The 20686-nt window shown below is 73.8% G+C and carries 14 protein-coding genes and 1 pseudogene; 10 read left to right on the top strand and 5 right to left on the bottom strand.

The annotated features are described in order from the left end of the window. Window positions 1–141: 141 nt before the first annotated feature. A complete protein-coding gene (locus ACYVPE_RS34620; RefSeq protein ID WP_461037775.1) occupies window positions 142–1317 on the bottom strand; it encodes a PQQ-dependent sugar dehydrogenase in 1176 nt (391 codons plus the stop codon). A 118-nt stretch (window positions 1318–1435) separates the two neighbouring features. Here ACYVPE_RS34620 and ACYVPE_RS34615 point away from each other — a divergent pair, with 118 nt between their 5' ends. From ACYVPE_RS34615 to ACYVPE_RS34585, 7 genes are all read left to right on the top strand, one after another. Then, window positions 1436–2386, top strand: a complete 951-nt coding sequence (locus ACYVPE_RS34615; RefSeq protein ID WP_461037773.1) for a 2-hydroxyacid dehydrogenase — start codon at window positions 1436–1438, stop codon at window positions 2384–2386. A gap of 134 nt (window positions 2387–2520) precedes the next feature. Further along, window positions 2521–5583: a putative bifunctional diguanylate cyclase/phosphodiesterase gene (locus ACYVPE_RS34610; protein WP_461037772.1), complete on the top strand. Its 3063-nt coding sequence runs from the start codon at window positions 2521–2523 to the stop codon at window positions 5581–5583. A gap of 327 nt (window positions 5584–5910) precedes the next feature. Continuing rightward, on the top strand, window positions 5911–7761 hold the full coding sequence (locus ACYVPE_RS34605) for an acetolactate synthase large subunit (protein ID WP_461037771.1): 1851 nt from the start codon (window positions 5911–5913) through the stop codon (window positions 7759–7761). A 29-nt stretch (window positions 7762–7790) separates the two neighbouring features. After that, window positions 7791–8315, top strand: coding sequence for an acetolactate synthase small subunit (gene ilvN / locus ACYVPE_RS34600; RefSeq protein ID WP_461037770.1), 525 nt, complete (start codon window positions 7791–7793; stop codon window positions 8313–8315). Window positions 8316–8454: 139 nt separating this feature from the next. Then, window positions 8455–9453 carry a ketol-acid reductoisomerase gene (gene ilvC, locus ACYVPE_RS34595; RefSeq protein WP_461037769.1) on the top strand — a complete coding sequence of 333 codons (999 nt, stop codon included), beginning with the start codon at window positions 8455–8457 and terminating at the stop codon, window positions 9451–9453. A gap of 206 nt (window positions 9454–9659) precedes the next feature. After that, window positions 9660–11249: a phosphoglycerate dehydrogenase gene (gene serA / locus ACYVPE_RS34590; protein ID WP_461037768.1), complete on the top strand. Its 1590-nt coding sequence runs from the start codon at window positions 9660–9662 to the stop codon at window positions 11247–11249. A gap of 71 nt (window positions 11250–11320) precedes the next feature. Then, entirely contained in the window at window positions 11321–13006 is a 1686-nt protein-coding gene (locus tag ACYVPE_RS34585; RefSeq protein WP_461037767.1) for an immunity 49 family protein, read from the top strand. 9 nt (window positions 13007–13015) lie between these two features. Here ACYVPE_RS34585 and ACYVPE_RS34580 read toward each other — a convergent pair whose 3' ends face one another. Both ACYVPE_RS34580 and ACYVPE_RS34575 read right to left on the bottom strand, forming a co-directional pair. Continuing rightward, window positions 13016–14056 carry an NAD(P)-dependent alcohol dehydrogenase gene (locus ACYVPE_RS34580; RefSeq protein WP_461037766.1) on the bottom strand — a complete coding sequence of 347 codons (1041 nt, stop codon included), beginning with the start codon at window positions 14054–14056 and terminating at the stop codon, window positions 13016–13018. 111 nt (window positions 14057–14167) lie between these two features. Beyond that, entirely contained in the window at window positions 14168–14626 is a 459-nt protein-coding gene (locus ACYVPE_RS34575) for a winged helix-turn-helix transcriptional regulator (protein ID WP_461037765.1), read from the bottom strand. Between the two features lie 84 nt (window positions 14627–14710). On the opposite strand from ACYVPE_RS34575, the gene ACYVPE_RS34570 reads away from it, so the two are divergent. Beyond that, the gene (locus tag ACYVPE_RS34570) at window positions 14711–15952 is read left to right on the top strand and encodes an MFS transporter (protein WP_461037764.1); all 1242 of its coding nucleotides are present in this window, start codon (window positions 14711–14713) and stop codon (window positions 15950–15952) included. Window positions 15953–15961: 9 nt separating this feature from the next. On the opposite strand, the gene ACYVPE_RS34565 is transcribed toward ACYVPE_RS34570, so the two are convergent. Next, complete coding sequence (locus ACYVPE_RS34565; RefSeq protein ID WP_461037763.1) at window positions 15962–16960, bottom strand: glycoside hydrolase family 6 protein; 999 nt, start codon at window positions 16958–16960, stop codon at window positions 15962–15964. Window positions 16961–17124: 164 nt separating this feature from the next. On the opposite strand from ACYVPE_RS34565, the pseudogene ACYVPE_RS34560 reads away from it, so the two are divergent. Then, window positions 17125–18833: pseudogene (locus ACYVPE_RS34560) on the top strand (glycoside hydrolase family 97 catalytic domain-containing protein); the annotation flags it as partial. Continuing rightward, entirely contained in the window at window positions 18828–19208 is a 381-nt protein-coding gene (locus ACYVPE_RS34555) for a glycoside hydrolase family 97 C-terminal domain-containing protein (protein ID WP_461037774.1), read from the top strand. The pseudogene ACYVPE_RS34560 and the gene ACYVPE_RS34555, both read left to right, overlap by 6 nt. Here ACYVPE_RS34555 and ACYVPE_RS34550 read toward each other — a convergent pair. Beyond that, complete coding sequence (locus ACYVPE_RS34550) at window positions 19205–19684, bottom strand: PucR family transcriptional regulator (RefSeq protein ID WP_461037762.1); 480 nt, start codon at window positions 19682–19684, stop codon at window positions 19205–19207. The two genes, ACYVPE_RS34555 and ACYVPE_RS34550, sit on opposite strands and share 4 nt — an antisense overlap. Window positions 19685–20686 lie beyond the last annotated feature (1002 nt).

The raw sequence follows: 20686 nt of genomic DNA, 5'->3' as shown, positions 1-20686 counted from the left end.
GGGAGCAACGCGTCTGCGCGGCAGCGCGCCGGCCCGGCGGCGCAGCCGCCGGGGCCCGGGGCCGCAGGGCCCCACCCCGCGCGAAGCGCGGAAAAGGGCGGGTGGGTGGGGGAACACCGTGCCGGTGGACCGCCGTGGGCGTCACCGCACGCGGAGGCGGAGGACGCGGTCGTCCGGGCCGGAGGGCGTGCCGCGGGTGTCCGTCTCGTTCGTGACCAGCAGCAGTTCGTCGTCGCCGACCGCCAGGACCGCCCGGAGGCGGCCGAACTCGCCGGTCAGGAAGGGCTCGGGGTCCGCGTCCGTGAGCGGCGCCCGCCACAGGCGTTCGCCGCGCAGGCCGGCCAGCCAGAGCGAGCCGCCCTGGAAGGCCAGCCCGCTGGGGGAGGCCTCGGCCGGCGGCCACCACCTGATCGGGTCGGTGAAGCCGTCCGCCTCGCCGCCCGGGCCCTCGTGCACCGGCCAGCCGTAGTTCCGGCCGGCCTCGATCCGGTTGAGTTCGTCCCACGTGTCCTGGCCGAACTCCGAGGCCCACAGGACGCCTTCGGCGTCCCAGGCGAGACCCTGCACGTTGCGGTGGCCGGCGGAGTAGACCGGGGATCCGGGGTCCGGGTTGTCCGCCGGGGGTTCGCCGGTCGCCGGGTCGATCCGCAGGATCTTGCCGGCCAGCGAGTCGGGATCCTGCGCCAGCGCCTCCTCGCCGGCGTCACCGGTGGCGGCGTGCAGCATGCCGTCCGGGCCGAAGGCGAGGCCGCCGCCGTGGTGGATGAACTCACCCCTGGGGATGCCGGTGAGCAGGTCCCGGTCCGCGGTGAGGCCGCGTCCAGGCGCCGCCGCCGGGGCGTAGCGGAAGGCGGTTATCCGGTTGTCGTCGGCCGTCGTGTAGTAGGCGAAGAGCAGCCCGCTCGACGCGAACTCCGGGTCGAGGGCGAGGCCGAGGAGCCCGCCCTCGCCGTCGGGCGTCACGCCGGGGACCGCGCCCACCTCCGCCACGTCGCCCGAGTCGACGGCGATCCGGTGCACCGTCCCGCCGTCCCGCGAGCCGACCAGCAGGTCGCCGTCGGGGAGCCGGGCCAGCCCCCAGGGCGAGTCGAGCCCGTCGGCCACCGTCCCGACGACCTCCACCGCGCCCTCGTCAGGCGCGACCGGCGCCCCCGACGGTTCGGTCGCCTCGGGCGTCGGCTCATCCGGCGTCGGCCGCGCGGGGCTGGTCGCGCCGTCCGCCGGGTCGTCGTCAGCCGACTCCGAGCCGGTGCAGCCCGCCACCGCCAGGGCCAGCGCCGTCACCGCCGCCGAAAGGGCCGCGCCTCGTCGCCTCATCATCCGCCTCCGTCCCTTCCCGCCCCCGGACCGTGATCGGAGCGACCAGCACATCACGAACGATTCGGTTCCGTCACGCCCGTGCCCGGCGGCCGCCGTCCGGATCTAGCCTGACGGCATGAGCACTACGGACGTCTGGCTGCCCTTTCCCCCCGACGAGTTGTCCGACCTGCCCGAATCCCTCACCTACCGGCACTGGGACGGCGAGGACGACTACCCGGCCGACCCGGCCCGCTGCGCCTTCTACGTCGTCCCCTACCTGCGGTCGCAGGACGTCGTGTCGCGCCCGCTGCCACGGATGACCGACCTGCGCGTCGTCCAGACCCTGACCGCCGGCGTCGACCACATGCTTCCCGCGCTTCCACTGCTGGCCCCCGAGGTGCGGCTCTGCAACGCCGGCCCGCTGCACAACACCAGCACGGCCGAACTGGCCCTCGCCCTGACCCTGGCCGCGCTCCGCGGGATCCCGCGGTCGGTCGTCGCCCAGCGCGAGGAGCGGTGGGAGCAGGACGTGCGCCCCGCCCTCGCCGACCGCCGGGTGCTGATCCTCGGCTACGGCGGCATCGGCGGCGCCATCGAGGACCGACTGCTGCCCTTCGAGGTGGCCGAGGTGATACGGGTGGCGAGCCGCGCGAGGACGGCGCCGCGCGGCCCGGTGCACGGCATCGAGGAACTGCCGAAGCTGCTGCCGAACGCGGAGGTGGTGATCGTCTCCACCCCGCTGACCGACGCCACCCGCGGCCTGGTCGACGCCGAGTTCCTGGCCCGACTGCCCGACGGCGCGCTGCTGGTCAACGTGGCCAGGGGGCCGGTCGTGGACACCGAGGCGCTGCTCGCCGAGCTCGGGACGGGCCGGCTGCGGGCCGCGCTCGACGTCACCGACCCCGAGCCGCTGCCGCCTGGCCACCCCCTGTGGCACGCGCCAGGTGCCCTGATCACCCCGCATGTCGGCGGCCCCTCCACCGCGTTCCGGCCACGTGCCGAGCGGCTGTTGCGGGGCCAGTTGGCCAGGTTCGCGGCCGGTGAGCCGGTGGCGCACGTCGTCGCCACCGGCGGTCGGGAGCACTGACCCGGCGCGTTGGCCGAACGCTACGCAGCCCCCGAATCGTCACGGTCGGTAAGACGGCTATGGCGTTCCGTGACCACTCTGGTGTACCGTCCGTCCCGGGGCGAGGTTCGGAACGAGAGGGGGGCACAGGCGAGATGCACCGCCCGAGAGCGAGTCGGTCGCCGCGCGCCGGCGCGGCGAGGTCGCCGCTGAGCGGCCCGGGGCCGCGGTTGGCACTGGCCGGCGTGTGCGCGGGCTACGCGGTGGGGGCCGTGTTCGGTTGGGGCTCCCCGCAGGTGGCGCGCGTGATGGGGGACTTCGGGCTCTCCGCGGCCGCCTTCCTGGCCGCCGGTTCCTGCCTGAGGTACGCGCACCGGCGGGCCGGCCACCTCAGGCCCGCGTGGACGCTGTTCGGCCTCTCCTCGATGATGATCGGCCTGGGGAACGCCATATGGGGCTGGTACGAGGTGGTGCTGCGGGAGTCCGTTCCGCGCACCTCACTCGCCGACCTCTGCTACCTGCTGTTCGCGCCGCTGGCCATCATCGGGCTGCTGATGTTCGCCAGACGCCCGGTCACCAGGGCCGGCTGGATCTGCCTCGGGCTCGACGCCTGGCTGATCGGCGGCTCCCTGATGACGCTCTCCTGGAGCGTCGCCCTCGCCCATACCGCGCAGTGGCGGGGTGAGACGGTGGCCCGCGCCGCCCTGGCGCTCGCCTATCCGCTGCTCGACATCGCGCTGGTCAGCATGGTCCTGGTGCTGCACTTCAGGTGCGGCACCAGGCACCGGGCCGGGATCAACACCGCCATCGGCGCCCTCGCCCTCACCGTGCTGTGCGACGCGCTGTTCACCTCGCCGATGCTGCGCGCCCACTACAGCTCGGGGCAGTTGCTCGACGCCGGCTGGTTCGCCGCCTCGCTGCTCCTGGCCTACGCGCCCTGGGCGGGCGGCCGGGGCGCCCAGTCGTCCGGCGGCCGGCCGCCGGACGAGAAGCCGGCCAAGGAGCCGGCGTCCCAGCCGTACGACCGCCCGGTCCAGTCCTACGACCGCCCGTCCCACGCACACGACCACGCGTCCCACGAGTACGACCACGCCTACCCGCAGGGCCGCGACCCGGGGTGCGGCGGGGAGCCGCCGGCCGAGCGCCGCGCCGGCTGTCGCGCCCGGCCGCTCGCCGAGTCCCTCGGCATCGGCGCCCTGGCGCCCTACACCGCGGCCGCGGTCTGCGTGCTGAGCATCCTGATGACCATAGTCGCTGGCCGCAGCGTCGACCGGGTCGTCGTCTACACCGCGTCCACGGTGGTCCTCGCGCTGCTCGTCCGGCAGGGCATCACGCTGGCCGACAACGTGGCCCTGGCCCGCGAACTCGCGCAGAAGGAGAACTACTTCCGTTCGCTGGTGCAAGGATCGAGCGATGTGATCATGATCGCCGCGCCGGACGGCAAGCTGCGCTACGTCAGCCCGGCGGCCACCGGCGTCTACGGCAGGGAGGCCGACAGGCTGATCGGCTGCGAGCTCTCCACGCTGATCCACCCCGACGACCTCGGCCGTGTCCTGCACGAGCTGCGCCGCTTCCTCTCGGTCTCGCCCGCCCTCGAGTCGGCCACCAGGATCGAGTGCCGGGTGCGGCATGCCGAGGGCCGTTGGCTCAACGTCGAGTCCAGCGTCAACCGCTACCAGGGCGGCCTGATCTTCAACAGTCGAGACGTCACAGAACGTGTGCGACTGCAAGCGCAGCTCCAGCACAGCGCCTCCCATGACGCCCTCACCGACCTGCCCAACCGGGCCCTGTTCACCGAGCGGGTCAGGCTCGCCCTCTCCGACGGCGCCGACCCCGGGCAGGGCGGCGTCCCGGAGGCGGCGGTCTTCTTCATCGACCTCGACGGCTTCAAGGCCGTCAACGACACCATCGGCCACCAGGCGGGCGACGAACTGCTGGTGCAGGCCGGGCAGCGGCTCCGGGAGAGCGTGCGGTCCGGCGACACCACCGCCCGGCTCGGCGGGGACGAGTTCGCCGCGCTGATCGTCGGCGACCCCACGGGCGGCGAGGAGGCCGACCACCAGGCCGACCACCAGGCCGACCGGCCGACGGGCGAGCCGGCCGGCGGCCCGGGTTCCCGCGAGTACCGGACCCTGGAGATCGCCGAGCGGGTCCGCGCCGCGCTCTCCCGCCCCTACCTGCTGGACGGCCGCGAGGTCAGGGTGGCCGCCAGCATCGGCATCGCCTTCGCCGAGCCGGGCGCCACCCCGGCCGCCCTGATGCGCAACGCCGACCTCGCCATGTACCGGGCCAAGCAGGCGGGCAAGGCCCGCGTCGAGCTCTACGTCCCCCAGCTCCAGGCCGACGCCGTGCGCCGCACCGAGCTGGCCGACCGGCTGCGCCGCGCCCTGCACGCCGGCGAGTTCACCCTCGTCCACCAGCCCGTGGTCGACCTCGCGGACGGCCGGATCACGGCCCTCTCCGCGCAGGCCCGCTGGCGCTCCGCGCACGGCCTGCTCACCACCCCGCTCGAACTGCTGCGCGGCCCCCGCCCCGAGGCGGGGGAGCGGGCCACCGAGATGACCGGCTGGCTGATCAAGCAGGCCATCGCCGAGGCCGGCCGCCGACACCGCAAGGGCCTCACCGTGCCGGTCAGCGTCCGGGTGCCGGGGCCCAGGCTCGCCGACCGGGCGCTGGGCGCCGGCGGCGTCGAGGCCCTGCTCGCCGAGCACGCGCTGCCGCCCTCGGCCCTGGTGATCGAGCTCCCCGAGGCCGAGTCCGTGCTGGCCGCCGACGAGCTGCGCCGCCGTCTCCTCGACCTCAGCGGCCTCGGCGTCGGCATCGCCCTCGGCGGCTTCGGCAGCGGCGGCACTGCGGCCGCCGCCCTGCACCGGCTCCCCGTCGACCTGGTCCGCCTCGACGGCGAGCTGGTCGACGGCCTGCTCGACTTCCCGCAGCTCCGCAAGATCGCCGCCGGCCTGCTGCGGATGGCCGCCGACCTGGGCATCGACTCCCTCGCCGACGGCGTCGACCACCCCGAGCAGGCCACCGCGCTCCGCGCCCTCGGCTGCCGCCGCGGCCAGGGCCTCGCCTTCTGCGAGCCCCTCGATCCGGCCAGGCTGCGCCGGGCCCTCGACGCCGGCCGCCTCCCGGTACCCCCGCCACCACTGCCGCCGGCCCGCCGCACCCACCGCGAGACCCCCGCCGACCCGACGCCCTCGCACTCCGCGCCCTCGTGACACCCCTGGCCGACCGGCCCACATAGTGCCGCGTTTCCGGGCTCACATAGTGCTGTGTTTTCGGCTCACATAGTGAGACGCGGATCGCGCTCGCTTGACACGTGCCGGGCGAGGGGAGCAATGTCGGATCCATGCACTCGCGAATTCTCGTACTTGGATGGCGCGTCGGCTGACCTCGGACAATCCGTGGCCCCCAGCGACGCGCTCCCCCTCGCATGCCTCACGGCACGAGGGGTTTTTTGTTGCAGCGATGTCGGCAGGGACGACATCGACGCCAGCACCCGCACCCCAGCTTCACCACCCTCACCACCCGAGAAGAGAACGTCGATGACCGAGCAGGCCACCGGGGCGCCGAAGCCGCAGCCACGGGCCCCCCGAGGCGGAGCACCCCAGCCCGCCACCGTCGAGCACGTGACGGGCGCCCAGTCCCTCATCCGCTCCCTCGAGGCGGTCGGCGCCGACACCGTCTTCGGGATCCCCGGCGGCGCGATCCTCCCCGCCTACGACCCGCTGATGGACTCCATCAAGGTCCGCCACATCCTCGTGCGCCACGAGCAGGGCGCGGGGCACGCCGCCACCGGCTACGCCCAGGCCACCGGCAAGGTCGGCGTGTGCATGGCCACCTCGGGCCCCGGCGCCACCAACCTGGTCACCCCCATCGCCGACGCCCACATGGACTCGGTGCCGCTGGTCGCCATCACCGGACAGGTGGCCGCCCCCTCCATCGGCACCGACGCCTTCCAGGAAGCCGACATCTGCGGCATCACGCTGCCCGTCACCAAGCACAACTTCCTGGTCACCGACCCCGCGGAGATCCCGCGCACCATCGCCGAGGCCTTCCACATCGCCGCCACCGGGCGTCCAGGACCCGTCCTGGTCGACATCTCCAAGGACGCCCTGCAGAGCAGGACGGTCTTCTCCTGGCCGCCCACCACCGACCTGCCCGGCTACCGCCCGGTCAGCCGCCCGCACGCCAAGCAGATCCGCGAGGCCGCCCGGCTGATCGCCCAGGCCAAGCGCCCGGTGCTGTACGTCGGCGGCGGCGTGATCAAGGCCGGCGCCTCCGCCGAGCTGCTCGAACTCGCCGAGCTGACCGGCGTCCCCGTCACCACCACCCTGATGGCCCTGGGCGCCTTCCCCGACAGCCACACCCAGCACCTGGGCATGCCCGGCATGCACGGCTCGGTCGCCGCCGTCACCGCGCTCCAGCGGGCCGACCTGATCGTCGCCCTCGGCGCCCGCTTCGACGACCGCGTCACCGGGAAGATCGACTCCTTCGCGCCGCACGCCAAGATCGTGCACGCCGACATCGACCCGGCCGAGATCGGCAAGAACCGGCTCGCCGACGTCCCGATCGTGGGCGACGTCAAGGACGTGATGGCCGACCTGACGGCCGCCCTCCGCGCCGATGACCCGGCCACCACCCCGGGCCCCGACGCCGCCGGGCGGTACGCCGGCTGGTGGGAGCAGCTCGACCGCTGGCGCGAGACCTACCCGCTGGGCTACGGCCTGCCGGAGGACGGCACCCTCTCCCCGCAGCAGGTCATCGAGCGCATCGGCCAACTGGCCCCCGAGGAGACCATCTTCACCGCGGGCGTCGGCCAGCACCAGATGTGGGCCGCCCACTACCTGCCCTTCGAGCGCCCCGGCACCTGGCTCAACTCCGGCGGCCTGGGCACCATGGGCTACGCCGTGCCCGCCGCCCTCGGCGCCAAGGCCGGCCGCCCCGACGCCCCCGTCTGGGCCATCGACGGCGACGGCTGCTTCCAGATGACCAACCAGGAGTTGGTCACCGCCGCGCTCAACGGCATCCCGATCAAGGTCGCCATCATCAACAACGGCGCCCTGGGCATGGTCCGCCAGTGGCAGACCCTCTTCTACAACCAGCGGTACTCCAACACCGTGCTGCGCGAGGGCCCCTCGACCGCCGGCACCCGCATCCCCGACTTCGTCAAGCTGGCCGAGGCCATGGGCTGCGTCGGCCTGCGCTGCGAGGACCCCGAGCAGCTGGACGCCGTCATCGAGAAGGCCAACGCCATCAACGACCGGCCCGTCGTCGTCGACTTCATCGTCCACGAGGACGCCATGGTCTGGCCGATGGTCGCCGCCGGCACCTCCAACGACGAGGTGATGGCCGCCCGCGGCGTGCGCCCCGACTTCAGCGACGCCGTCGACTGACCGACCGGAGAGGTAACCCAGAACCCGCCATGTCCAAGCACACGCTCTCCGTCCTGGTCGAGAACAAGCCCGGTGTCCTGTCCCGGATCACCGCGCTGTTCTCCCGCCGCGGCTTCAACATCGACTCGCTCGCCGTCGGCACCACGGAACACCCCGAGGTCTCCCGGATCACCATCGTGGTCAGCGTCGACGCCCTCCCGCTCGAACAGGTCACCAAGCAGCTCAACAAGCTGGTCAACGTCCTGAAGATCGTCGAACTCGACCCGGCGGCCGCCGTCCACCGTGAACTCGTTCTGGTGAAGGTTCGCGCCGACAACGACACCAGGTCGCAGATCGTCGAGATCGTTCAACTCTTCCGCGCCAAGACCGTGGACGTCGCGCCCGAGGCCGTCACCATCGAGGCCACCGGCAGCAGCGACAAGCTCGAAGCCATGCTCCGCATGCTGGAGCCCTTCGGCATCAAGGAGCTCGTGCAGTCCGGCGCCATCGCGATCGGCCGCGGCTCCCGCTCCATCACCGACCGCTCGCTCCGCGCCCTCGACCGCACGGCGTAGCGTCGGAGGCGCCCGGTCCGCCGACGCGTCGGCGGACCGGATACCGAGACCGACCGACCCCGCCCGTTCCACACGTCCTACGGTGGAACCCGGCCGTCGCCCCTCGCGGCGGCGAGAACCAACAAGGAGAAGAACCGAAGTGGCCGAGCTGTTCTACGACGACGACGCCGACCTGTCCATCATCCAGGGCCGCAAGGTGGCGGTCCTCGGTTACGGCAGCCAGGGCCACGCCCACGCGCTGTCGCTGCGCGACTCGGGCGTCGACGTCCGGGTCGGCCTGCACGAGGGCTCGAAGTCCCGCGCCAAGGCCGAGGAGCAGGGCCTGCGGGTCGTCACCCCGGCCGAGGCCGCCGCCGAGGCCGACGTCGTCATGATCCTGGTGCCGGACCCGATCCAGGCCCGCGTCTACGAGGAGTCCGTGCGGGACAACCTCAAGGAGGGCGACGCGATCTTCTTCGGCCACGGCTTCAACATCCGCTTCGGCTTCATCAAGCCGCCGGCGGGCGTCGACGTCTGCATGGTCGCCCCCAAGGGCCCGGGCCACCTGGTCCGCCGCCAGTACGAGGAGGGCCGCGGCGTGCCGTGCATCGTGGCCGTCGAGCAGGACGCCTCGGGCAACGGCTTCCCGCTGGCCCTCTCCTACGCCAAGGCCATCGGCGGCACCCGCGCCGGCGTCATCAAGACCACCTTCACCGAGGAGACCGAGACCGACCTCTTCGGCGAGCAGGCGGTCCTCTGCGGCGGCACCGCCGCGCTGGTCAAGGCCGGCTTCGAGACCCTGGTGGAGGCCGGCTACCAGCCGGAGATCGCGTACTTCGAGTGCCTGCACGAGCTCAAGCTCATCGTGGACCTGATGTACGAGGGCGGCCTGGAGAAGATGCGCTGGTCGATCTCCGAGACCGCCGAGTGGGGCGACTACGTGTCGGGCCCGCGCGTCATCACCGACCAGACCAAGGCCGAGATGAAGCGCATCCTGGGCGACATCCAGGACGGCACCTTCGCGGAGGCGTGGATGGCCGAGTACAAGGCCGGTCTGCCGCGTTACAACGAGTACAAGAAGGCCGACGAGGGCCACCTGCTGGAGACCACGGGCAAGGAGCTCCGCAAGCTGATGAGCTGGGTCGACGAAGAGGCCTGAGCCCGCTGATCCCGCCGTCACGCGGGGAGTTCGCTCGATCGGGCGGCGGCTCCGGCAGCCAAGCGCCGGCTCCGCCGCCCGCCGCTACACTGCACTGCACCAAGCGTGTCACGGGCTCACAGCGTCGTGCGGCTCCACGTGGCTGCCTACCTCTCCACCGTCTGGCCGTTGGGACGCGGCCTTCCGCAAAGGACCAGTGAGACCCAGTGAGCAAGCCCGTCGTACTCATCGCAGAAGAGCTCTCCCCCGCGACCGTCGACGCCCTCGGCCCGGACTTCGAGATCCGCCGCTGCGACGGTGCCGCCCGTGACGAACTGCTGACCGCCATCGCCGACGTGGACGCCGTGCTGATCCGCAGCGCCACCAAGATCGACGCCGAGGCCATCGCCGCCGCCCGCCGGCTCAAGGTCGTCGCCAGGGCCGGCGTCGGCCTGGACAACGTCGACGTGTCGGCCGCCACCAAGGCCGGCGTGATGGTGGTCAACGCGCCCACCTCCAACATCGTCACCGCCGCCGAGCTCGCCTGCGGACTGATCGTCGCCACCGCCCGCAACATCCCGCAGGCCAACGCCGCGCTCAAGCAGGGCGAGTGGAAGCGCAGCAAGTACACCGGCGTCGAGCTCGCCGAGAAGACCCTCGGCGTCGTCGGCCTCGGCCGGATCGGCGTGCTGGTCGCCCAGCGGATGGCGGCCTTCGGCATGGACATCGTCGCCTACGACCCCTATGTGCAGCCGGCCCGCGCCGCCCAGATGGGCGTCAAGCTCCTCACCCTCGACGAGCTGCTCGCCGTCTCCGACTTCATCACCGTGCACCTCCCCAAGACCCCGGAGACCCTGGGGCTCATCGGCGAGGAGGCGCTGCACAAGGTCAAGCCCAGCGTCCGCGTCATCAACGCGGCGCGCGGCGGCATCGTCGACGAGACCGCGCTGCTCAGCGCCCTCAAGGAGGGCCGGGTCGCCGGCGCCGGGCTCGACGTCTACTCGACCGAGCCCTGTACCGACTCCCCGCTCTTCGAGTTCGACTCCGTGATCGGCACTCCGCACCTGGGCGCCTCCACCGGCGAGGCCCAGGAGAAGGCCGGTCTCGCCGTCGCCAAGTCGGTCCGGCTCGCGCTGGCCGGCGAGCTCGTCCCCGACGCGGTCAACGTCCAGGGCGGTGTCATCGCCGAGGACGTGCGCCCAGGGCTGCCGCTCGCCGAGAAGCTGGGGCGGATCTTCACCGCGCTGGCCGGCGAGGTCGCCCAGCGGCTCGACGTCGAGGTCTGCGGCGAGATCACCCAGCACGACGTCAAGATCCTCGAACTCTCCGCGCTCAAGGGCGTCTTCGAGGACGTGGTGGCCGAGACCGTCTCCTACGTCAACGCGCCGCTCTTCGCCCAGGAGCGTGGCGTCGAGGTCCGCCTCACCACCAGCTCCGAGTCGCCCGACCACCGCAACCTGATCCGGGTGCGCGGCACGCTCACCAGCGGCGAGGTGGTCTCGGTCGCCGGCACCCTGGCCGGGCCCAAGCACCAGCAGAAGATCGTCGGCATCGGCCCGCACACCGTCGACCTGGCGCTCGCCGACCACCTGGCGTTCCTGCGCTACACCGACCGCCCGGGCGTGGTCGGCACCCTCGGCCGGATCCTCGGCGAGGCGGGGATCAACATCGCCGGCATGCAGGTGGCCCGTGCCGAGGAGGGCGGCGACGCGCTGATCGCCCTCACCATCGACAGCACCATCCCGCCCTCCGTGCTGACCGAGATCGCGGAGGAGATCGGCGCTTCCTCGGCCCGCGGCGTCAACCTCACCGACTGACGCGGCTGTTCGGCGCCGCTCGCTCCGGCGGGCGGCGCCGTCCGCGTCAACGCGCCCCGTAGGGTTGCGGGATGATCCGCGACGAAGGACCCGACGCCGACCTCCCCATGCTGACCGGCCGGCAGGCCACCAGGCTGCGGGCTCTCACCGCCCCCCACCTCAGGGCCGACCGCCACCAGCCCCTGGACAACCTGGCCCACGCCTGCCGTCACGCGCCCGAGGCCCAGTGGCCCGAGCTGGTCGCCGCCCACTTCGCGGCCCTCGAGCAGTCCAGCCAGGGCGGCGAGAGCGCCGAGGAACTGCTGCGCGGCACGCACGCCAGGCTGCTGCCCACCGACGCGTTCACCCCCGACCTCGCCGGCGCCATGCGGTACGCGCGCCAGGTGGCCGACGGGCTGGTGTTCGCCTACGCCCTCGACGCCCCCACCAGCGTGCGGATCCTCACCGACCAGGACGTGGCGCGCGCCGGACGCGAGGAGCTGGGCCAGGCCGCCTACCGGAACCTGATGCGGGTCCCCGTCGCGCACGAGGTGGTGACCGTCGAACGGCGGGCGCGGCTACACGTCCTCTCCGGGGACTCCCCGTTCGTCGCCAGCAAGGCGCTCTTCCTCGACGCGGCCGTCGATCAGGCCACCGGCGAGGCGCTGCCCCGCGAAGGTGCCCTCTTCGCAGTCCCCGACCGGCACACCCTGGCCTACCACCCGATCGCCGACGGCACGGTGGTCGACGCCCTCAACGACCTCGCCGCCTTCGCGCTTGGCGCCTACGAGGACGGTCCCGGCGCGCTGTCCCCCCGGGTCTACTGGTGGCACCGGGACGGCCTGACCTCCCTCACGGTCATCGACGAGGACGCCCGCACCTTCTCCCTCCGGCCGCCCCCGTTCCTCCTCGGGATGATGAAGGGGCTGATCCGCCTCGACGGCGCGGGACGGCTCGCCACCCGCGGCCCGGACGTGCCCCTGGACATCGCCGAACTCACCCGCGCCACGGCCGAGTCGATAACCGGCCTGACCCAGGACCCGGCCGGCCTCGCGGACGCCTTCGCCGCGGCCCAGACCCTCGCCCATGCCCACTGCGCCACCGACCCCGAGGTGGCGCGCGGCGACACGTGGGAAGCCTGGGCCACCGCGCTGCAACTCGGCTGCGCGCTGTTCGCCGGCGCCGGGCCACAGGAGTGCCGCCTCGGCGAGGACCTCGTCCGGCAGCTGCCCGCCCTGTCCGCCGATCCGCCGGCGGACGCCCGCGGTTGGCTCGACGCCCTCTACCTGGCGATCGTCTGCCGCCAGTGGGGCAGGGCCGCCCAGCTGTGCCGGGTGCCGTCGGAGACGCTACGGCAGGACGACTCCGTCGACGAGTACGTCCTCCTCTGGATCGACACCCTGCGGGCCTATCTCTCCAACGACCCCATCGACGATGTCGCGAAGAAGCTGGGGGCCACCATGGAGGCGGCCATGCCCGACAAGGTGACCCACGCGCCGCGGGAGTTCTCCATCCGGATCGACTACCACCCGGTCGACCTCTTCCACCGCCTGATCGCCCGCGATCACGAGAAGTTCGCCCAGGTGCTCGCCGAAGTCCTGGCGGACCACGGCGGTTACTGGGGCGAGTCGACGGCGCCGCGCGCCCGGGTGGCACTCGGCCCGCTGGCGATGGCGAGCCTCGCCCACGACGGTGGGTTCCCCGTCGATCAGAAGCAGCCGTATCTGCCCATGTACCTGCTCAACGGTGGGCGGATCGAGGAGATCCCGACGGCCTGAGCCGCCTCCTCACCCGTTGGGCACGATCACCGCCCGGCCGTTGACCTTCCCCGCGTGCAGCCGCTCGTACGCCATCGGCGCCTCGTCGATGCCGTACGTCTCCACCCGCACCTCGACCGCCCCCGACCTGGCGAGCGCCAGCACCTCGCCCAACTCGCCGCGGCTGCCCCAGTAGGGCGCGGTCACGGCGACGTCGAACGCGGTGGTGTTGATCCCGACCGGCAGCGCGCCGCCCGCGATCCCCACGATCGCCACGTCCGCCTCCACGGCCGCCACCGCGCCGGCCGTCGTCACGGTGGGCTGGGCGCCGACGAAGTCGAACACCGCCTCGGCGCCGAGCCCGCCGGTCAACTCCCTGACCCGGTCGGCCGCCCGCTGGTCGGAGAGCACCGTCTCGTGCGCCCCGACCGACCTGGCCAGCGCCAGCTTCTCCTCCGACACGTCGAGCGCGATCACCCGGCTCGGGGTCAGCGCGCGGAGCAGCTGGATCGCGACATGGCCGAGCCCGCCCGCGCCGATCACCACGGCCGTCGAGCCGGGCCGCAGCTTCGGCAACGAGCGCTTGACGGCGTGGTACGGCGTCAGCCCGGCGTCCGTCAACGGCACCGACGTCACCGGGTCGAGCCCGTCGAGCGGCACCAGGAACCTGGCGTCGTTCACCAGCAGGAACTCCGCCATCGCGCCAGGCGCGCCGAGCCCCGGCGGGAAGATGCCCAACTCGGCCGCGCGCAGGCAGTAGTTCTCCTTGCCCTCGGCGCACTTCGCGCACCGCCCGCAGCCCTGCGGCCCGTACACCGCCACCAGCTCGCCGACCTCGAGCCCGGTCACCCCCTCGCCGACGGCGGCGACGGTGCCGGTGGCCTCGTGTCCGAGGGTCTGCGGCAGCGCGTAGGGGAACGACTCGGCCGGCCAGCTCATCACCGCGATGTCCGAGTGACAGACCCCGGCCGCCGCCACCCGCAGCAACACCTGCCCGGGCCCCGGCTCCGGATCAGGCACCACGACGACCTCCGGCGCCGCGCCGATCTCCCGATACTGGACGGCCTTCATGGGACCTCCCTGCCGGTGCGCCCCCGCTGCGCTGGCCTGAGCCTTACCACCTGCCATCATGCGAGCCGTCCCGACGCCCCGCAATCGGACACCGGCGCGGGAGCTGTCCTGCTACTCGACCTTCCGCACCCGGGTGGTGTCGGCGTCCAGCGCGGTGCCGTCCGCGGCGACCGGCACCAGCTCCGGCAGGCCGGCGCCGTCGAGGTCGACGAGGGTGGAGTGGGCCTCGCCCGGGGCGAAGGCGTGGCGTTCTCCCCACTGACGCAGCGTGACGACGACGGGGAACAGGTCGCGGCCCGCGTCGGTGAGCACGTACTCCTGGCGGCGCCCCGAAGGCGCCGCGCGCTGGGCGAGGAGCCCGTGGGCGGTGAGCTTGCGGAGCCGGTCGCTGAGGATGTTGCGGGCGATGCCGGTGCGGCGCTGGAACTCGGTGAACGATCGCGCCCCGTCCATCGCGTCGCGGATCACGAGCAGGCTCCAGCGGTCGCCGACCAGGTCGAGCGTCCTGGCGACCGGGCAGTCGGGATCGGTCCAGCCGGAGTCCGGGGCGTGCGGGGTGGCCCGCGGCATGGCGCCTCCAGATGAGTTGCGGATTGAAACCATTATGCCGTAGCGTCGAATCGGTTGCGAAATGCTACTGATCGGGGGTTCGGGATGGGCGCGGGACGACGACTGCTGCTCGCGGTGGTGTGCGGCGTCGCGGTGGCGAGCGTCTACACCGCGCAGCCGATGCTGGGCCCGATGGGCCGCGATCTCGGCGTCCCGGCCGAGCTCACCGGGTGGATCGTGGCCACGGGCCAGCTCGGCTACCTGGTCGGGCTCGTGCTGCTCGTGCCGCTCGGCGACGTGCTCGACCGGCGGCGGCTCATCGCCACGCACCTGGCGCTGACCGCGGCCGGCCTGCTCCTGACGGCCTCGGCCCGGGCGGCGTGGGTGGCGTTCGCGGGGCTGGCGGTCGCCGGTGTGTTCGCGGTCGTGGTGCAGACCGCGGTGGCCTACGCCGCGTCGGTCTCCGCGCCAGGCGAGCGAGGCAGGAACATCGGGGTCGTGACCTCGGGCGTGGTCGTCGGCATCCTCGGCGGCCGGGTACTCGCCGGCTGGCTCGCCGAGGCGTGGGGCTGGCGGAGCGGCTACCTCGTCCTCGCGGCGCTCGCCCTCGCCCTCGCGGCCCTCGTCCCGGCCGTGCTGCCCGCGGACGAACGGGCCGAGCGCCCGCCGGGTTACGGGCGGGTGGTCGCCGCGCTCGGCGGACTGTTCCTCGACCGCCTGTTCCGCACCCGCGGGCTCATCGCGTTCTTCCTCTTCGCGTCGTTCGGCACCCTGTGGAGCGGTCTGGCGCTGGCCCTGGCCGGTGCGCCATGGCACCTGAGCGCGGACCGGATCGGGCTGTTCGGCATCGCCGGGCTGGCCGGCGCGCTCGGCGCGGCGCGCGCCGGGCGGTGGGCGGACTCGGGCCGGGCGACGCAGGTCACCGGCCTGGCGCTCGCCCTGCTCGTCGCCTCGTGGGCGGCGATCGCGCAGCTGTCCTGGTCGCTGTGGTTCCTGGTCGTCGGGGTGGTGCTCCTCGACCTCGCGGTCCAGGCCGCCCATGTCACCAACCAGCACCTGCTCGCCTCGGCGCATCCGGATCGCACCAGCGCCGTCATCGGCGGCTACATGGTCTTCTACTCCCTCGGCTCCGCCCTCGGCGCGGCCGCCACCACCGTGGTGTTCGCCTCGGCCGGCTGGGCCGGCTCCAGCCTGCTCGGGGCGGGGTTCGCCGGCAGCGCCCTCGTCGTCTGGGCGGCCGATCGGCGGGCGCCCGCGGCGGCTCCTCCCACGAGGAAGAGCCGGTGCCGCCCTGGGAAGGCAGGGACGGCACCGGCCCGGCGGAACGGCCGAACCACTCGCGGGTGACGGCCCGCGTCAGCCGCCCGCCAGCTCGTACGCCTTCGCCGGCGAGAAGGAGCCGGCCGGCCCGTCGCAGCCGTCGAGCTCGCCCGGCAGCTTGACCCACAGATAGGCGTCGATCAGGTTGTCGCCGGTCGCGGCCGTCGGGTTCTGGCCGACGAGCCGTCCCGGCGGGTCGCACCACTCGCTGCCGCGCGGGCCGTTGCCGTTGCGGCTGGTGTCGATCACGGCCCGCAGGTCCGGGTCGCCGAGCTGGGCGAGCACGGCCCTGGCGAAGGCGCTCTCGTTCGCCGTGGTGTGGTAGTTGGAGACGTTGGAGTAGATGCCGTCACCGCTCTCCAACACGCCAGCCTCGCGGAGCGTCGCCGCCATGGTGGCGGGGGAGTGCCACCCGGAGTGGCCGGCGTCGAAGTAGACCCGGGCCGCCGGGCTCGCCGCGTGGATCAGGTCGGCCGCGTCGGCCAGCGCGTTGAACCGCTCGGCGCGCTGGGCCGGGTTGAGACAGGTGGTGAGCGCGAGCGAGTCCGGCTCCAGGATCACGAGGGACGGGCCGCTGCCGAGGCCGGCCGCGAAGTCCTCGGCCCAGTCGAGGAAGGCGGCGAAGGTGGGGGCCCCGCCGGCCGAGGCGCCGCCGCAGTCCCGGTTGGGGATCATGTACGACACCAGGACCGGCACCTCGCCGGCGGCGGCCGCGGCCGAGGTGACCTCGGCGACGTCCTGGGTCACGGTGGCGGGCCGGTAGTTGGAGAACCAGACCGCCTGCGGCTGGCTGGCGATCCGCTGCTCGATCAACGGCCGCCTGAAGTCGTTGGGGTTGTCAGCGACCCAACGGTGGACGTTGGCTGGGTAGTTGTGGAAGACGGTGGTGTCGGGCAGCTCGGCGGCCGCGGCGTCGGCGGCGTCGGCGGCCTCCGTGGGGCCGGCGGCCTGCGCGGGCGCGAACTGACCCGCGGTCAGCAGCAGCCCGCCGAGGGCCGCGGCGACCACGCTCAGTACGGCTCGTGGGGTGCGCACGATGGCACGTTCCTCTCCGACAGAGGGGTACGGTCATGGGTATGGGAGCGCTCCCAGTGTCAGCCGAACATAGCCGGTGAAAGCGCCCGAGTAAACCGTTCAGGACCGCTCGGCTGCCGCACGACCCCGCACGACCCTTGCCCGGCGCGCACGGCGGCACCAGCATGAGTCCGTCCGCCCAGCGCCCGCCAGCCGTGATGGAGCGTGAGATGGTCAGCAAGCCGAATCGTCGTGCGATCGTGGGCGCCGGTGCGGGCGCCGTGTTCCTCGGGGCGTTCGCCCCGACCCCCGCCTCCGCCGCCACCTCCACCTCCGACCGGGTCACCGTCCACTCGCCGAACGGCCGGCTGCGGGTGACCCTCCGCGTGGTGGACGGCCGCCTCAGGTACGAGGTCGCCCGCCGCGGCCGCACCCTGGTGGCCTCCTCAGGACTCGGGCTCGACCTGCTCGGCTTCCCGTCGCTCACCGGCGGCCTGGTGCTCGAGTCGGTCGGGCGCCGGACCGTCGACGAGTGGTGGCGTCCGGTCTGGGGCCCCGACGCGCGGGTCCGCAACCACGCCAGGGAATGCGTGCTGCGCACCGTGCAGGCGGAAAGCGGCATCCGGCTGCACCTGGTGGTCCGGGTCTTCGACGACGGCATCGGCCTTCGCTACCACCTGCCGGCGCAGCCCGGGCTCGACTCCTACACGGTCACCGCCGAGCGCACCGAGTTCGCCCTGCCGCCGACCGCCACGAGCTGGTCGTTGGCGGCCGGCACCGACTGGAACGCCGACGAACGGCACTACCGGCGGGCCCCGCTCGCCGAGGTGGCGACCGCGCAGACGCCGCTGACGCTGGTCACCGGGGACGGGCTGCACGTCGCGCTGCACGAGGCGGCGCTGATCGACTACCCGAGCATGACCCTGGCCGCCGAACCGGGCCGGCCCGGCACCCTCGGCAGCGAGCTGATCAGCCTGCCGGACGGCACCAAGGCCCGGCTGGCGGGCGAGTTCTCCACCCCGTGGCGCACGCTGACCATCGGCGACCGCGCCGGCGACCTCGCCGAGTCGCACCTGATCGAGAACCTGAACGAGCCGTGCGCGCTGGCCGACACGTCGTGGATCTCGCCGGGCACCTACGTCGGCGTCTGGTGGGAGCTGCAACGGCGGCACACCACCTGGACGGCGGGGCCGCGCCACGGCGCGACGACCGAGCGCGTCAAGCGGTACGTCGACCTCGCCAGGGAGGCGGGCGCGAGCCAGGTGCTCGCCGAGGGGTGGAACACCAACGCCGGCGGCCAGTGGACCGGCCAGGACTTCCTCACGCCGCAACCGGACTTCGACCTGGCCGAGGTGCTCGCGTACGCCAGGGCCAACGGCGTCGGGTTCATCGCCCACAACGAGACCCGCGGCTTCGTCGACTACTACGACGAGCACCTGGAGACGATCTTCGCGCGGTACGCGGAACTCGGCATCCACGCGGTCAAGACCGGCTACGCCACCAGGTTCGAGCTGGGCGGGGTGAACCGCAGCCACTACGACCAGGAGGCCGTGCGCCACTACCAGCGGGTCATCGACGCCGCGGCCCGCCACCGGATCATGATCAACGCGCACGAGGCCATCAAGCCGACCGGACTGGCGCGCACCTACCCGAACATGATGACCGGCGAGGGGGGCGCCGGGATGGAACAGCACAACTACATGGGGCGGCTGGGGAATCCGCCGGAGCAGGCCACGATCCTCCCGTTCACCAGATACCTGGGCGGCCCGGCCGACTACACCCCGGCGTGCTCGACGTGACCTGGGACCCGGCCGGACTCGGCACCCGGGTGCAGACGACCTCGGCCGCGCAACTCGCCCTGTACGCACTGTTCTTCAGCCCATCGCAGATGCTGGCCGACACCCCGGAGAACTACCGCGCCCACCCCGGCTTCGACTACCTCCAGGACCTGCCGGCCAGCTGGGACGAGACCCGGTTCCTCGACTGCGTGATCGGCGACCACACGGTCGCCGCCCGCCGGAAGGGCGACACCTGGTACCTCGGCGCGATCACCGACGAGCACGACCGGACGCTCCGGGTGCCGCTGCGCTTCCTCGGGCCCGGGCGGCACCTGGCGGAGATCTTCCGCGACGCGGCGGACACCAGCTGGCACGACAACCCGCTCCCGATCGAGGTCGAGACGAGGACGGTGCGGTCGTCCACCGTGCTCACGCTGCGGCTCGTCGCCGGCGGCGGCACCGCGATCCGCTTCCGGCCGGGGCGTACCTAGAGACGGGCGGCCTTGAGGGCCATGTGCAGCAGTAGCCGGTCCTCGCCGTCGGCCAGGTCGAGGCCGGTGAGGTGGGCGATCCGGGAGAGCCGGTAGTAGAGGGTCTGCCGGTGGATGCCGAGGGCGGCCGCGGCGCGGGCGGCCTGCCCGGCGTGGTCGAGGAACGCCTCGGCGGTGCGGGCGAGTTCACGGTGTTCGGCGCGCAGCAGCGGGCGCACCGCCGGGTCGGGCGGGACGTCGGCGAGCGCGGAGAGCAGCCGGTAGGGGCCGAGGTCGCGCCAGTCGGCCACGCCGCCGAACCGATTCTCCGCGGCGGCGACGCGGGCGGCGGCCAGCGCCTCGTGCCAGGCGCCGGCCAGTTCGGCCGGACCGCGCCGCACGGAGCCGATGCCGGCGGCGGTCTGGTGCGGGGCGCGGCTCATCAGGTTCATGGCCACGGCCCGGGCGGTCCGCGGCCGGACCAGGACGGCCAGCACCTGCCGCGGCTCCTTGCCCCCCGTGGCACGGCCCCCACCCGGCCGCGCGGCGGCCGCCGGGATCGCCGGCCCTGCCGGCCGCGGGGCCGCGTGCCGCTGGCCTGCGGCCGGCGACGCCGGGAGCGCGCCGGTGTCCGGCGCGGTGCCGTCGTGCCGGCCCGCCTCGCCATCACCTGGTGCCGGGTGCGGGCCCTGGCCCGCTGCCGGGGGAGGTTCGTCGGTCCCCTGCGGGGTGTCGCGCCGGGCCGCGGCCAGCGTCCCGCCGGCCTCCTCGTCGCCGCCGGTGCCCGGTTCCGTGCCGGTCGTCTGCCCGCCGGTCGTCTGCGGGGGGCCGCCGGCCGCCGGCCCCGCGGTCGTCGTCGTTGTGGCCCCGCCGTCGTCCGGTGACGGGGGTGCGCCCCGCTGTGGCGTGCCGCCGGGCCCGGCCGGGATTTGCCCCCCTGCCGGCGGCGTCCCGCCGGCCTCCGGTGCGGCGCCGTGTCGGCCGGCCGCGGCGTCGCCGAGCTCGGCCGTGGTTGGTCCGCCGGAGAGTGGCGACCCGCCGGTTTCCCGCGCGGTGCCAGTCGGGTTCGCCGTCGCCGTGTCGGCGGCCTCACCACGTCGTGCCTGCGGCGACGCGCTGGCGGTCGGGGCCCGGCCCCCTTCGGGGGGCGGCCCGCCGGTCTCCGAAGGGGTGCCGGGCTGGCCTACGGCCGGTGTGTCGACGGCCGCACCGGGAGTCGGCGCGTCCGTGTCGGCCGCCTGCCGAAGCGTGTCGCTTGGCCCGGCGGTGGTTTGGCCCCCCGCCGGTGGGGCCGGGTCGGTCCTCGGCGGCGTGGCGGGCCGGCCTCCGTGCACCGCCCCGCGGCGCGACGGCCGCGCCTGGTGGACGCCGGCGTCCCGCTCCAGGCCCCGCGTGGGCCCTTCGCCGGTGCGGGCCGCGCCTCCGACCGGTGCGTCGCCCTCCGGCGGGGTCTGCCCCGCCCGCTGTGGCGGGACCGGGGCGCTACCGGCCGGGCCCGC

The organism is Streptomyces mayteni, from assembly GCF_054783955.1.
The sequence above is the reverse complement of the archived record's forward strand: the minus strand, read 5'-3'. Positions and strand labels throughout refer to the sequence as shown.